At 59.6% G+C, this 11,839-nt stretch carries 18 protein-coding genes and 1 pseudogene; 4 read left to right on the forward strand and 15 right to left on the reverse strand.

Going from position 1 to position 11,839, the window contains the following annotated elements; genetic code table 11:
* Positions 1-99: 99 nt before the first annotated feature.
* The 5 genes from E8P82_RS14685 to E8P82_RS14705 all read right to left on the reverse strand — a co-directional run bounded on the left by E8P82_RS14685 (position 100) and on the right by E8P82_RS14705 (position 4,651).
* The gene (locus tag E8P82_RS14685) at positions 100-1,185 is read right to left on the reverse strand and encodes a hypothetical protein (RefSeq protein ID WP_136455797.1); all 1,086 of its coding nucleotides are present in this window, start codon (positions 1,183-1,185) and stop codon (positions 100-102) included.
* Positions 1,186-1,312: 127 nt separating this feature from the next.
* On the reverse strand, positions 1,313-1,942 hold the full coding sequence (locus tag E8P82_RS14690) for a hypothetical protein (RefSeq protein WP_136455798.1): 630 nt from the start codon (positions 1,940-1,942) through the stop codon (positions 1,313-1,315).
* On the reverse strand, positions 1,939-2,793 hold the full coding sequence (locus E8P82_RS14695; protein ID WP_136455799.1) for a hypothetical protein: 855 nt from the start codon (positions 2,791-2,793) through the stop codon (positions 1,939-1,941). Before E8P82_RS14695 ends, E8P82_RS14690 begins: the two co-directional genes overlap by 4 nt.
* 100 nt (positions 2,794-2,893) lie before the next feature.
* A complete protein-coding gene (locus E8P82_RS14700; RefSeq protein ID WP_136455800.1) occupies positions 2,894-3,292 on the reverse strand; it encodes a DUF6932 family protein in 399 nt (132 codons plus the stop codon).
* 366 nt (positions 3,293-3,658) lie between these two features.
* Positions 3,659-4,651: an Abi family protein gene (locus E8P82_RS14705; protein WP_136455801.1), complete on the reverse strand. Its 993-nt coding sequence runs from the start codon at positions 4,649-4,651 to the stop codon at positions 3,659-3,661.
* Positions 4,652-5,174: 523 nt separating this feature from the next.
* On the opposite strand from E8P82_RS14705, the gene E8P82_RS15095 reads away from it, so the two are divergent.
* Both E8P82_RS15095 and E8P82_RS15100 read left to right on the forward strand, forming a co-directional pair.
* Entirely contained in the window at positions 5,175-5,315 is a 141-nt protein-coding gene (locus E8P82_RS15095) for a hypothetical protein (protein ID WP_168796591.1), read from the forward strand.
* The gene (locus E8P82_RS15100; RefSeq protein WP_168796592.1) at positions 5,287-5,580 is read left to right on the forward strand and encodes a DUF732 domain-containing protein; all 294 of its coding nucleotides are present in this window, start codon (positions 5,287-5,289) and stop codon (positions 5,578-5,580) included. The genes E8P82_RS15095 and E8P82_RS15100 overlap by 29 nt, the downstream gene beginning before the upstream one ends.
* Positions 5,581-6,102: 522 nt before the next feature.
* Here the strand turns inward: E8P82_RS15100 and E8P82_RS14715 are convergent.
* The 10 genes from E8P82_RS14715 to E8P82_RS15435 form a co-directional block, all read right to left on the reverse strand.
* Positions 6,103-6,321 carry a hypothetical protein gene (locus tag E8P82_RS14715; RefSeq protein ID WP_136455803.1) on the reverse strand — a complete coding sequence of 73 codons (219 nt, stop codon included), beginning with the start codon at positions 6,319-6,321 and terminating at the stop codon, positions 6,103-6,105.
* 20 nt (positions 6,322-6,341) lie between these two features.
* Complete coding sequence (locus E8P82_RS14720; protein WP_136455804.1) at positions 6,342-6,686, reverse strand: terminase; 345 nt, start codon at positions 6,684-6,686, stop codon at positions 6,342-6,344.
* Between the two features lie 162 nt (positions 6,687-6,848).
* Positions 6,849-7,679 carry a hypothetical protein gene (locus E8P82_RS14725; protein ID WP_136455805.1) on the reverse strand — a complete coding sequence of 277 codons (831 nt, stop codon included), beginning with the start codon at positions 7,677-7,679 and terminating at the stop codon, positions 6,849-6,851.
* Positions 7,680-7,701: 22 nt separating this feature from the next.
* The gene (locus E8P82_RS14730; RefSeq protein WP_136455806.1) at positions 7,702-7,887 is read right to left on the reverse strand and encodes a hypothetical protein; all 186 of its coding nucleotides are present in this window, start codon (positions 7,885-7,887) and stop codon (positions 7,702-7,704) included.
* On the reverse strand, positions 7,884-8,093 hold the full coding sequence (locus tag E8P82_RS15530) for a DUF6907 domain-containing protein (RefSeq protein WP_425456047.1): 210 nt from the start codon (positions 8,091-8,093) through the stop codon (positions 7,884-7,886). The genes E8P82_RS14730 and E8P82_RS15530 overlap by 4 nt, the downstream gene beginning before the upstream one ends.
* A complete protein-coding gene (locus E8P82_RS15105) occupies positions 8,090-8,239 on the reverse strand; it encodes a hypothetical protein (RefSeq protein WP_168796593.1) in 150 nt (49 codons plus the stop codon). The genes E8P82_RS15530 and E8P82_RS15105 overlap by 4 nt, the downstream gene beginning before the upstream one ends.
* The gene (locus E8P82_RS15110; protein ID WP_168796594.1) at positions 8,236-8,409 is read right to left on the reverse strand and encodes a hypothetical protein; all 174 of its coding nucleotides are present in this window, start codon (positions 8,407-8,409) and stop codon (positions 8,236-8,238) included. The genes E8P82_RS15105 and E8P82_RS15110 overlap by 4 nt, the downstream gene beginning before the upstream one ends.
* A complete protein-coding gene (locus tag E8P82_RS14735; protein ID WP_246021470.1) occupies positions 8,406-9,545 on the reverse strand; it encodes a DUF3631 domain-containing protein in 1,140 nt (379 codons plus the stop codon). Before E8P82_RS14735 ends, E8P82_RS15110 begins: the two co-directional genes overlap by 4 nt.
* A 515-nt stretch (positions 9,546-10,060) precedes the next feature.
* Positions 10,061-10,354, reverse strand: coding sequence for a hypothetical protein (locus tag E8P82_RS14740; RefSeq protein WP_136455808.1), 294 nt, complete (start codon positions 10,352-10,354; stop codon positions 10,061-10,063).
* Between the two features lie 240 nt (positions 10,355-10,594).
* A complete protein-coding gene (locus E8P82_RS15435) occupies positions 10,595-10,726 on the reverse strand; it encodes a hypothetical protein (protein ID WP_281275814.1) in 132 nt (43 codons plus the stop codon).
* 317 nt (positions 10,727-11,043) lie between these two features.
* Here E8P82_RS15435 and E8P82_RS14750 point away from each other — a divergent pair, with 317 nt between their 5' ends.
* Positions 11,044-11,595, forward strand: coding sequence for a helix-turn-helix domain-containing protein (locus E8P82_RS14750; RefSeq protein ID WP_136455810.1), 552 nt, complete (start codon positions 11,044-11,046; stop codon positions 11,593-11,595).
* A pseudogene (locus tag E8P82_RS14755) lies at positions 11,582-11,728 on the forward strand (Arm DNA-binding domain-containing protein); the annotation flags it as partial. The gene E8P82_RS14750 and the pseudogene E8P82_RS14755, both read left to right, overlap by 14 nt.
* Positions 11,729-11,839 lie beyond the last annotated feature (111 nt).

Below are 11,839 nucleotides of genomic sequence, written 5' to 3' on the forward strand. Positions count from 1 at the left end.
GAGAAGTGTTCTAGTCGATGCCCTCTTTACCGGAGTTCCGTTGCCTCACCAGCGGCGACACGCCCAACACCGAGCTTCCTTGACCACCCCGCCCTCCGCTTAACTACACGGCATTGGGTCTAGCCCTGGGACATAACGGCTCTGCCGCTTCACGATCGGCTCCACCACCTTCTCGAAGTCGGCATCGTCGGCCTCGCGGAACTCGAGCGCCTCGCAGTCGTGGAACGTAACGATGAGGTGTGGTTTGGCGATGAACCGGTCGCGGCTGACGACGCGGATTCCTGCACCAGGCAACGCGACGCCGAGGAGGTGCTCTCGACCCCTTGCGATATGAGTGTTCCTCAGCTTCCGCCAGGAGTCCAGGCGTGCTGCCCGCTCCTCAGCCGACGTCGGCTCGGAGCTGCCGAAGATGCTCGATGCCAGATGTATGGGTGTGGACGCAAAGGGGTACCGCGTCGGATCAGGCAGCTTGCTGAATTCCTCCTCCTCGCATTCGTAAAGGGTCTCCATCGCTTTATCGATCCGCTCAACGCACCGGATAGAGCCGAGGGTGGCCACCTCGAGAGCGATGGGCGGCTTGCCTCCGCCGCGGGCCCGCTCGACGAGGGCCAGGACCTCACCGGCCCGAGCCGGGCGGGTGTTGCTGGTCCCTCGCACATAGATGGCACCGTCCTCGAGGCTGTCCCGGCGGTCATCGCCCTGAAAGCTCTTGTGGCACGGAAAGATCGGCTGACCGATCTGCGGTGGCTGTGCGATGACGAACACTACCTCGCTGGTGTCGTCGATGCCGATCCTGCCGAACTCGAACGCGGGGAACTGGGGCCCGAGGTAGGGCCGGAGCCGGTCTTCCAGTTCGTGGGCCTCGCAGCTGCGGAGGACACCGGGTGCGAAATTCTTCTGCGCGCCGATGATCATCACTGCGTGACCGTGGAAGTGGCGTCCAGCCTCCTTCGGCCGACGGTTGGCCGCACCCAGGAGGAACTTGGCGACCTTGGCCACGCCTGTCTTGCTGCTGAGGTCCAAGCTGCTCTTGACCTCCAGGTAAGTCGTCTCGGCTTCGTCACCGACGGCCAGAACGTGATCCAAGATGAGTCGCTGGGAGCGTTCGCCGAGGGGGAGAGTGACCGTATTTAGTCCCATCGGCTTTAACTCGGACGGGCTGGTCATAGCGGGATCTGCAGGCATGCTTCGATTTTTTCATTCATAAGGCACACGACGCGCGCAGTGATTAATTGTTGACGACCTTCCGCAGGTACGCGAACGTCGATGATGATGGTGGCTTGCACATTACTCGCGCGAGCAGTCGGAGTCGTCACGACGAAGGATTTTCAATATCAAGAAGCGAGTGCACTTCGGCCGAGGTCAGCACTAGAGGCTCCATCAAACCACTCAATACTTGCGCGCCGGACGCAGTGAACTGTGCTGCGAAAGCTCTTATCAGGGCTCTGACGTCCCTCTCGGTCTGTGACCAGTTCTCATCGATGTTCGACATCACGCGTTGGTGTAGCGGTTGAAAATCTGCCTCGGGCAGTCCGTTCAAATAATTGCCTGCCCTCTTGAACCGCTCTATGTCCTGCAGAAAGCCATCCTTGAGTTGGTGCTGCAGTATCTTTCGCTCAGCAACAACTCCCATCAAGCACATTTCATACACGTCATCGATACGGTCAACCGCCCAGCCATTCTCGAAGAGCGTCAGCTGTACACCCCCGCCTAAGAACCCATCGCCCATTGCTGTCCTTCTCCCGGGCGGCAGGACGGAGACGTCGAGAAACTCGATGTTGAGACGTGCAGCGGCGACGGCGTGGCCGGCTTCATGAACCAGTACGTGTTTGAGGAGGCCATGATGGCCGCAATTGGCGCGATCCCAGCCATCAGCCGTCTCCGGATCGAACGGCTGATCGAGCCACTCGGCAGTAGCCGCTTTTTCAACGTGTTCTGTCATGGGGTTGAGGATCCTTCGGTGATGCGCCGAAGCATATTGGCAAGCAGGATGGCGGAGTCAGCGGCCACTCCAGCGTAGCGGCGGTTTATCGTCGCACCATGCTTGACTCCCTGAGCTTGTTCGATCGCGGCACGCACGAGTTTCCGGAGCGCAACATTTTGGGGGCCAGCAAGGTCGACTTCAATCACTCGTTCCAAGCGGTTCTTTGTGCTGGCTACCGCCGGCTCCTCCTCGCCGTCGAACAGATGACGTTCCCGAACATAGGCGGCCTCAGAAAGACGCTCCAAGACGATCACGCAGTCATTGCCCACGTTGCGGTAGTCCTGCTCGGTTCTTGCGTTCTGGAAGTGCCGTCGGAGTTCCGTAATCTCTTCGTCTACCCTGGTCCAGCCTGTGCGCGGTTGGGAACTTACAGGTTCGGCAAGGGTCGAGGCGACAGTACCTGCCTCCAAGTCGGCGAGTTGTTCGTGCAAGGGGTCGAACAGTTCTGAGAGCATCTGCCGACGTGCCTGCCAAGAATTGGAGCCGTTGTTGTTCTTCCAGTAGGTGTAGAACCCATCAAAATCTGAAAACGGGGGCTTGAAGTCGACGCCTAAGCGCTTCAACACGGCTCGAAGAGCAGCCATCACCGCTCGGGATTCATGCACCGAAATCCTGGGGTTATTTTCAGTGCCACGATTTCGATACTCGTCATGGACGAGCCTGGCCAGGGGAACCGCGAGTTCGACATCAGTAGCAGTCTCAACCGGTCCCGCATGGATTCGCTCTATGAGGTCCGTGTTCAGCGTGTCCTGCCGGACGGCCCACACATCGGCGGTCTTTGCCTCGTCAAAAAAGTCGTTATCTCGCATCCAGAGATTCTAGTGAGCCTCTGGTGCCCACGTATCCTGCCGCCCGAACCGGCCAACACGAAACCGCTCCCAGGTACGCCACTGCCTGTTTACTGAGACGTCAGCAGGGGCACGGGGGTGAAGAGGTGGTGCCCGGAGTGCCGGCTAGATCGCTGACCATGCCTTCGTCGTAGACGGGGGACACGTCAAGAACTTCCGGATCGATCTCGTCCGAGAGGAAGCTACCCGCTATCCGGAGCGTGTGCAGGATCTGTTGTCCGAGAGGCTGTTGTGATGTTTCCCAGGCAGTGAGGTAGCTGAGAAATCGATCCCAAATCGCCTGTCTCGTGGTTGAAGTGCTGAACTCTGGGTGGTCGACGAACCTATGCCGGATGTGACCAAGGGTGGTTCTGTAGCGACCAGATGGAAGATGCCCAGTGACTGAATCAAGTGGGGGTATCGCGTGCAGGATACCCACCATGCTCACATCGGGTAGCCGCTCGTCCGTTATCTGCCCCATGCCCTTAGGCTGCCACACATACTTTCTGGCACGGCTTCAGAACACACTATTGGCTTAGCCGAGAGCTTCCATGACCAAGGTAGAGGTAAGAAACACTGCGTTCGAGAACATCCAGCATGCCTCCGGCGGCTTCCGCACGACCTACTTCAAGGAAGCATGCACCACAGATGCACCACGAGGACCCTGAGAATGCAGAAGACCCCCGGGTTCCCGGGGGTCTTCGCTGGCGGTGACGGTGGGATTTGAAACCTTCTATTGCGCCTAGTCAGACCCAAGAAACCCTAGAATGCAACGATCTAACATCACTGAGACTCACACCCAATCACTCTGATGTGGGCAGAATGTGGGCAAGAAGTGGGCACCGTCCTACTGCGTGGGGCGGTAGTCCCAAAGGTGCTCATCATCCCAGCCCTCGGGAAATCCCATAGCTGTTTGAACCGAAACATTCGGGATTGATGGGAACTTTTGCTTCACCTTGGTCCGCAAAGCTCTAGGCCAATTAGTAGTTGGGTCAATACGAACAACCAAGTAGGCAAGGAGCGATAATGGAACGTAGAGCTTTTTGGCATTTGAGTGGTCCTCAATGTGATGCAACTCTGGGTCAACGAGCGCCGACATTACCTTGCCAACATCGTACGTCAAATGCTTGTTCCAAAGCCTAGAGTGGTGGGCACAGAGGTTGCGCATGTTACCCAAAGCGAGCAACCACGAGTGCAGCCGCCGTCCATCTTTTACCCCCCACTTCCTGGCAATTGTGTTCTGATCGTTCCTGTTCATGAGTCCGAAAAGCCGCGTAATCGCGCCGAAATCCATAACCTCAACGGCAACCCATATTGGTAGGTTTCCGCTGTACTTCAACGTGTAGTGACGTACGAAATCTTCTGCCTGTGCTTGGCGTTTTAGATCGGCGTATCGCCGCATCCAGTATTCGAACATGTCGCCATTGCCGTCTCGCGCCGGACGAGCGCACATGTCGGGCGCGAGGGCCGAGCGGTTGGTGTGCCCAAACCTGTCGCGCTTCCCAAGAACATAGGCAACTTGCACCCTGAGGCCAATTTCCAGAGACGTCAGAGCCTCGACGCAGAGCATACGAAGGCCGTTGTCGAACTTGTACAGGTCGAGGGCATCTGTGAGCTTGTACCCCGGCACGAAGTTAGCGGAGCGATACTGTACGGGTGTCTCCGAGGTCTCAGGTGGTGCGAGTAGCTCACGGAAGATGTAGGTGTACGCAGAGAGCCGGTAGTAGCCAATTCGGGACAGCGCCGCAGGAGCATCACAGCCGGAGCAGTCGAGACCGCGTGACTCCATCAGGTGGACTTGTTGCTCGAAGTTGAGGTATGGCCTGTTGTAGTCCGTCATCTTCTCCCCAAAAGAAAACCGACCCTTGATAGCACGAAGCTAACAGCGGGGCCGGTGTTTATGTCTCAACCGTACCATCGTAAGACGCTAGCGGATAGCAGATCTCGTTGCGGATCGGCGTCAATTTTGAGCAACGGCGTCAGCGCCCTTGGACACCCTACGTTGCTGGTTTCGACGGCTTCGCAAGGTCGAACTTGGGTTTCGGAAAATGTGGAAAAAATCGACTGTCGAGAGTGGTCTGACTAGGGGAAACGCGTTTTTTCTCTGTGTGTGTAAGCACTCGCAGGCAGTGGAAGCATGCCGTCGGTGGCTGAAGGCGCACACGGCCCCCGGTACGGTGCCGGCGGCGTCAGGCGGTCTCGGTGACGTCATGACCCTGCCTGAGAGTCATCTTCGTTCGCTGGTGCGCGTGACCCGTGACCCGTGACCCCAAGCTTCCCAAGGGTAGTGTTCGACTATCTACCGGGGGTCTCATGAAATACGGTCTCATCACCATCACCGCTGCTGTCCTGCTCCTGACCGGATGCAGCAGCTCACGTACCAGCGCCACACCATCGACCAGCGCAAGTACGAGCGCGGAACCGACTACAGCGGAGCGCACACCTACACAGCAGCCAACGCAGACGCAGCCAACCGTGACCGCTCCGCCGCCTACCGTAAGTAGCCTGACGCGGGACGAGCAGATCGAGGAGGTATTCCTCGATCAAGTACGCGGCGCCCAACCGAACCTAGAGTCCAGGGAAGGCGACGGGATGGTCATAATCGCGGAAGCCTTCTGCACTGGGTACGACAACGGCGCAACCTCCAATGAGATCAACGACTTCATCCTCGAAGCTGCCGGGGACGCCTACACGGTCATGGAGCTGGTCACGATTCATGGTGCCGCTGTTGGCGCCTTCTGCCCGGAGCACATAGACAAACTGGGATAGAGAGCCCGCCATACCGCCCGAATAGCCTGACCGCACAGCTAACGCCCCGCCGAGATCAGGCAAGTTAGGCTGCTCGGGAACAGTGCGCCAACTCTGAAGGAACACAACATGGACAAGAACACTGAACTATTGCAGAAGATCCTCGACAAGCTCGACGCCATGGACAGCTCAGTAGTTGCGATGCAGGCAGACGTAGAGAAGATCGCAGACCGCAAGAGTTGACCACGAGCAGCGCCCCATCCGTCGATGTGGAGCCCGTCGGTGCTCGTGCCCGTGACAATGCCGCTATGAGCCTCTGACAGTCTCCTGACGGCCTCCCCGTGCCCCGCCGCCCGGTCCTGCTGTGATCCTCTGACTGCGCTAACAGACCGTACAGCGCATCGCTAACCTGATTGACGCTGACGGCCCCCACAGTCCGACCGAACGCCCTGTCACCCCACCCAAAACGGGAACGTACCTCGTACCTGACACAGGGCTACAAGTACGAGGTACAGGCTCCAGCACGACGGCGAGGATGCCTTATCAGATGTCGTCCACGTTCCACGGACGCGACGGATCCTCCGGCATCAGGTCCAGCAACTCATCGACCCCGCCCGGAAGATAACCGACCGCCCAAACCTTCGCCGCACCCCACCACGCATCCCACCGATCCCACGCCTGGAACCCCGGCCAATCAGCATCCCGGAACACGAGGAACTCAGGCGGCACCACACCATCCCACGGCTTACCATCCGGGGTCACCAACACCGGCCTACGCCGCCTCACCGGATCGCCGACACAGCACGAGGACCGACACGCTTCTGCGGAAGCCGAGTGCCCGCGTCCTCGTCCTCAAGAGGAATCCTCAGCGACGCCACCAACTTAGCCAGGGTCACCCGCTGCTGACGGGCCTCCACCAACGCCGGATGAGCGCGCACGCCCTGCGGCGAAACGTTCGTCACGCCCTCCTCCCTGACGATCTCCTGCAACGCATCCAAGGCGTCAACCGTCCGTGCAGCCTCCAAAAGGATGGACAATTCGTGCTCCCCAAGCTCATAATCCACGGTCACGGACCGCCACAACTTCCGGCCCCCCGCCTTCAAACCCGCTGGTGTCTTCGATTCCATGCCATATTCCTTTCAATTGAGCCCCCACACAGGCCGATTCATCCAGCACCCCGTGTGCGTGCCGCTAAGCCGAGGGGCACTGTCGCAGAGGGGTAGAGGGGATCTCCCGGGTGGGGGTGACCGTGGGCCGAGTCGGTGTTGATCCGGCCCACGGTCGTTTGGTTAGTTGATGCCGAGTGCCTGTGCCATTGCTCGGGCGTCGTCGCGTCGTGCCTGTTCGCCGTTCAGGTCTCGTGGTGCTTCGGGGTGCTCGATGCGGTGGATTCGTGCGTCGAGTTCGGCCTTTGTCGTGGCGAGTTCCACGTCAACGCCAGCACCGAGCACGTCCCACACGCTGTGCTCGCGTCCGTAGTTGTTGCGCATACTTTCACCGTCAAGCCTGTGCTCGTTGAACTGTTCGAATGTCGCGTCGGCGTACATGAGTGTCTTGTGCTTTGCCCGTGATTCGAATGGGTCGCCTGTTGCGGCGACGATGAAGGGCAACGCGTCGAGCATCGGGCGTGTCTTCCTGTCCGCCATGGTCGCGGCGAAGACGGCTTCGTTCTGGTCGTCGTTCAGGGTGTACAGGTTCCGGGCCTGGTCTTGGAGGCTGACGTGTCCGACGAGTTCGAGGGCGTGACGCATTGTCTGGGTGGCGTCCTCGAAGCGGGTGGCCAGTTCTTCGAGGAGGGTGGGGGCCTCCGACTGGTAGTGGGCCAGCTTTGCGCGGGAGAGGGCTACCTGGTTGCGGTAGTGGAATCCCCCGATGACGGTACCGAGGAGGTGGGAGGTCAGGATCTTCTGGACGCCCTTATCGGTGGAGGGGTCTTTCCCGTCGAGTGCCGCCTCGTATGCGGCGGCTGATACTTCCGCTGCTGTTGGTGCGGTGAAGTCGGGGGCGCCGACCGTGGAGGGGTCGAATGGGGCCATGGTGAGCCCGGCGATCTTGACGGCTCTTTCGAACAGGCTTGCGGTCGTCTGGTTTTCTTCGGGTCGATCGGTGATTGTAAACATTAGGTTTCCTTTTCTGGTTTGGTTAGTTGCGATTGTTGGTTGTGCTGGTCACGGGTGTTTCTTCTTCTTCGTGCCAAGTGTGCCAAGACCTGAATTGGGCGATGGTATGACCGTCGCGCCGGATTTTCAGTGTGGCGCCCGAGTTGCTGACTTCTGTCGGTTTCACGTCGAAGGTGTATTTACCTGTGTCGGTGAGAACGATTATCATGGTGTGCTTCTTTCTTCTAGTTGGTCTGCGAGGTCGTGGAGTTGGTCGGCGAATGCGCGGGCTTCGTCGGGTGTCATGTGCGCTCTCAGTGTTTTTCCGTAGTTGAGTGAGATTCCCGGGGTGCAGTTTCCTTGCTGGTCGCGCCATTCCCAGAGTTTCGGGTAGAGGTATGGTCGGTTGCCGTTGCCCGTGGTCTCGGTGGTCACTTGCCGGCCTCCCGTGCGTCGTACAGCTTGAGGCGTGCTTCTGCTGCGATTGCTCGGGCCATCCAGCCGCGCATGAGGTCGTGTTCTCGGAGTGCTGCGGCTTTGAACGCTTCGGCTTCCTGTCGCCAGTCGTCACGAGTCTTCACAGTGCGGCCTCCTGTTCCTTGGTGCCAAGGGATCTGGGGACGGATGTTGATCCGTAGGCGGCGGCGAACATGGCTAGCTGGATTTCGGCTAGCCGGATGGCTACCTCGATGTCATCTAGTGGATCGGTGGTCGAAGGCTTGCGGGTGAGGTATTGCCAAACGGTTTTCATGCCGCTCCTTCGGTGAGTGCGCAGGTGTAACACGCTGCGGGCTGTGGTGTCGGGTGAAGGCTGCATCCGCCGTCGGTTCGACCGGTTCCGTCGGTTCCGTCGGTTTGTATATGGGGGGTGATGCGGAGCCGACGGAAAGCGACATCGAACGCTGCCCGGTGGTATCCGCGCTTACTGTCGCCCTGCCGTGCGGAATGAATCTTGAAGGCTTGAACGAGCATCCTGCCGAGTCTTTGCACCGTCAGGTCTCTACCGAAACTGCTGCCCTGCCCCCACATTGCGGGGTTGTGGTGGATTAGCTCGGTGATGAGTTCGGCGGTGGGAACGAACGTGCTTCCCGTAGGCCACACCTGGTGAATATCGCGTAGAAGAACAACGGCGGGCGGAACGTTCGTCATACCGTCTTCTCGGTCCATCTGCTGCTCCTCGATGTCTCGTTCGATGAGTTGGTCAGCGATGCCCGGCCACCTTCCCCCGGCTGCCGCTGCTACGCGCTTGAGGGGATACCACCGTTCCTTCGTTCGACCGACACAACCTGCCGGGAGTGGCGGGCGTGCGGTCCTGACTTCCTCCCGGATCTGGTCGGCGGCTTCAGCGAGTCGAGCGCCGAGGTCTTCCGCTTCCGGTTCGATTTCTTCCCAGTCCGACGATTCGACCTTCCCGTCGAGGTCGGGCATGAGTAGGACGCGAATGGAACGTGACCGGGTGTCTTCCGGTAGGTGGGGTGCGTTCCCTGCCATCGCTACAGGGCTGAAGGTGGACATCTCCGTTACGTCCCACTCCCCTCCCTTGCCTGGTGTAAGGACGGGTCGTGTTGCCCCGCGCTTGTACCCGGAGTTGAGGATCGCTATGAGGTCTTCTACGCCCTGTTTCTTGGGATCGAGTGACCGGTCAACTTCGTCAATGAGGATTGTTCTCATGCCCTGGTGCAGCATCCTTGCCAGGAGTGCTGGGGATGAGAGTGACGCGGCTTGGATTGGTGCGAAGCAAAGCCGGGAGCAGTGTTCGAGCGTGGTCGTCTTCCCGGACCCCGGCATCGATGAGTCGAGGATGAGCCGGGGTGTCGAGTACGTTTCGAACGCTAGATGTGTGTGTGCTGTCCAGAGGGTCAGGAGGTCGAGGTCGAGGTCGTCCATGACTGAGACGAACCGGGAGAACCACTGTCGGATGTCTGTCAGTACCCCCTCCATCGAACCGACGGAACCGACGGAACCGGTCGAACCGACGGGATTACCCCCTTGTATGGAACCGACGGAACCGACGGAACCGGTCGAACCGACGGGATTACCCCCTTGTATGGAACCGACGGAACCGACGGAACCGGTCGAACCGACGGGATCAGTCCCTTGTATGGAACCGACGGAACCGACGGAACCGGTCGAACCGACGGGATCAGTCCCCCAATACTCGGGCGGAGGCTCGGACGCCCAAACGTTCTGGTCAACCGTGTTCATGCTGCCTCCGCGAATCGTGGAGCATCCCAGATGAGTGGGCCCCCGTGGTAGGTGATTGGTCGCGCTGCTACTGCGGCTCGGTGCGCTCGTACATCGATGCCTTGGATGGCACCGCGAATCATTGCTCTCCTGAGGGTGTCGAGGTCAGTTATGCCGGCGTAGAGTGCCGGGCCGAATGGCTCCTCGATCATGGGGGGTCAGTCCTGGACGTTCCGGGCGTCGAGCTTGGCGAGCAGTCCACCGATGGCCGCGTGGAATGCCTGCAACTCGTCAACGGTGTGCATCATCGTTGTGCCTGCCGTATCCACGGTGACGACGATTCCTAGCTCGGGTGTCCAGTACGTCCACGCGCCTAGCTGGTCGTCGGCGGCGTAAGCCTTCGGGCCTGCCCACTCTTCCCGCCCGTACATGGCTAGGATCTCGGGGTCGCAGTCCTGCTCAAAGCAGCCGGGGATGACGGGGCCAGGGTTTTCTGGGATACTAGAGTGCATAACGGTGATCTTCCTTTTCAGAGGTTGAGTAGCTGCTGACGACGGTTCCGGTGGATTCTTTGGCGAGAGATCCGGGGCCGTCGTTCTTCGTTTTCGACCGACATACGGGGCCGAGCTTGTGGTGCAGGCTGTCCGGGTTGACGAGCGGCGCTTTGCATCGTGTGCACCGGCTGGTGAGTACCATCCCGACTGACGCCGCGTAGGTTTGTAGCTCCGCGATGACCGCTGCTGCTGGCCGGTTCATTCGTCGCCCCGTAGGTAGGGGTTCTTGGCGTCGATGGCCGCGTCGTTGATCGGCCCATCGTGGTCGATGCCGTGCCAGTAACCGGATGACCACGCTTCCGCGAGATCCGCCCGTGAGTACGTCCTCACGCCGAAACCTGTTCGCCGGTTTGCTGCCGCGTCTGCGCCCCAAGCCACGCCTCTACGTCGCTTTGGCGGTAGCGGACGGCCCGACCGAGCTTCACAAACTTTGGCCCTGTCCCGAGGTATCGCATTTGCGCGAGATTCCCAGACGTGGTGCCAAGCCACTCGCTTAGCTGCGGGGCTGTCAGCATGGTGTCCTGGTCCATGATCTGTTCCGATCTGATCGTTTTCTTCTCAAGTTGAGAAGATGAGACCAGCCAATCACGAGGAATCACGCATGTCAAGTTGGGTCACTGGGTCTCAAATTGAGATAGCATCGGTGCATGACTTCATCCGAGACTCGCGGGTTCACTCCTAAAGCGACCGGCAAAACCGTCGCCGCCAACGTCAAAAGACTTCGCATGGAGCACAACCTCAATATCCCCGAACTTGGGAGAAAGCTTGAGAAGAACGGGCATCCGCTGACCGCGACCTCGATAACAAGGCTTGAAGCCGGACGCCGACGCATTGACGTAGACGACCTGATGGCACTCGCCGTCGCGCTCGGGGTGTCACCCGTGACCCTTCTCCTGCCCCCGACGAACGCATCCACAGATCACGTTGACGTGACAGGGATCGGCCCGGGTCCGGCTGGCGTTCTGTGGCAATGGGCACTTGCAGATGAGGAAATTAGGGCATACGAAGACTCGGACGCCTTCCTTCGGGCTTCACTTCCCGCGTGGCTCTTGCATCAAAGACAGCTAGCCGCGATGCAACGAGAGGTTGAGCGGGAGAAGACTGAGCAAATCCAACTGCTTCTTTTACAGAGGCTGAGTGGCGAGACCGATCGCATTCTATCGGAGGAGCTAAGAGGCGGGACCGATGGCAACGATTGAGTCCTACGAGACCGCAGGCGGGAAGCGCTACCGGGTCCGCTACCGGCGACCGGACCGAAAACAAACCGACAAGCGAGGCTTCCGAACCAAACGCGACGCCGAGGCGTTCGCCGCTACCGTGGAAGTCTCTAAGCCTCGATCCACCGATCGGTGATGGGTTTCGGGGGTGTTGGTCGGTGCGCTGGGTATCTGGATTTTGGGTGTTGTTCAGTGCCCGGCCTCGCTGTCGGTGGTGTTCCACGGT

The sequence above is a fragment of the Arthrobacter echini genome (assembly GCF_004803505.1).
In the GTDB taxonomy this organism is placed as follows: domain Bacteria; phylum Actinomycetota; class Actinomycetes; order Actinomycetales; family Micrococcaceae; genus Arthrobacter_D; species Arthrobacter_D echini.

Excerpts from the sequence above, each read along its gene's own strand:
- E8P82_RS14750 (WP_136455810.1), top strand. The coding sequence starts at position 11,044 with ATGACTTCATCCGAGACTCGCGGGTTCACTCCTAAAGCGACCGGCAAA.
- E8P82_RS14690 (WP_136455798.1), bottom strand. The coding sequence starts at position 1,942 with ATGACAGAACACGTTGAAAAAGCGGCTACTGCCGAGTGGCTCGATCAG.
- E8P82_RS14740 (WP_136455808.1), bottom strand. The coding sequence starts at position 10,354 with ATGCACTCTAGTATCCCAGAAAACCCTGGCCCCGTCATCCCCGGCTGC.
- E8P82_RS14735 (WP_246021470.1), bottom strand. The coding sequence starts at position 9,545 with ATGGACGACCTCGACCTCGACCTCCTGACCCTCTGGACAGCACACACA.
- E8P82_RS15095 (WP_168796591.1), top strand. The coding sequence starts at position 5,175 with ATGCAGCAGCTCACGTACCAGCGCCACACCATCGACCAGCGCAAGTAC.
- E8P82_RS14720 (WP_136455804.1), bottom strand. The coding sequence starts at position 6,686 with ATGGAATCGAAGACACCAGCGGGTTTGAAGGCGGGGGGCCGGAAGTTG.
- E8P82_RS14705 (WP_136455801.1), bottom strand. The coding sequence starts at position 4,651 with ATGACGGACTACAACAGGCCATACCTCAACTTCGAGCAACAAGTCCAC.
- E8P82_RS14725 (WP_136455805.1), bottom strand. The coding sequence starts at position 7,679 with ATGTTTACAATCACCGATCGACCCGAAGAAAACCAGACGACCGCAAGC.
- E8P82_RS14730 (WP_136455806.1), bottom strand. The coding sequence starts at position 7,887 with ATGATAATCGTTCTCACCGACACAGGTAAATACACCTTCGACGTGAAA.
- E8P82_RS14685 (WP_136455797.1), bottom strand. The coding sequence starts at position 1,185 with ATGCCTGCAGATCCCGCTATGACCAGCCCGTCCGAGTTAAAGCCGATG.
- E8P82_RS15110 (WP_168796594.1), bottom strand. The coding sequence starts at position 8,409 with ATGAAAACCGTTTGGCAATACCTCACCCGCAAGCCTTCGACCACCGAT.
- E8P82_RS14695 (WP_136455799.1), bottom strand. The coding sequence starts at position 2,793 with ATGCGAGATAACGACTTTTTTGACGAGGCAAAGACCGCCGATGTGTGG.
- E8P82_RS14700 (WP_136455800.1), bottom strand. The coding sequence starts at position 3,292 with ATGGGGCAGATAACGGACGAGCGGCTACCCGATGTGAGCATGGTGGGT.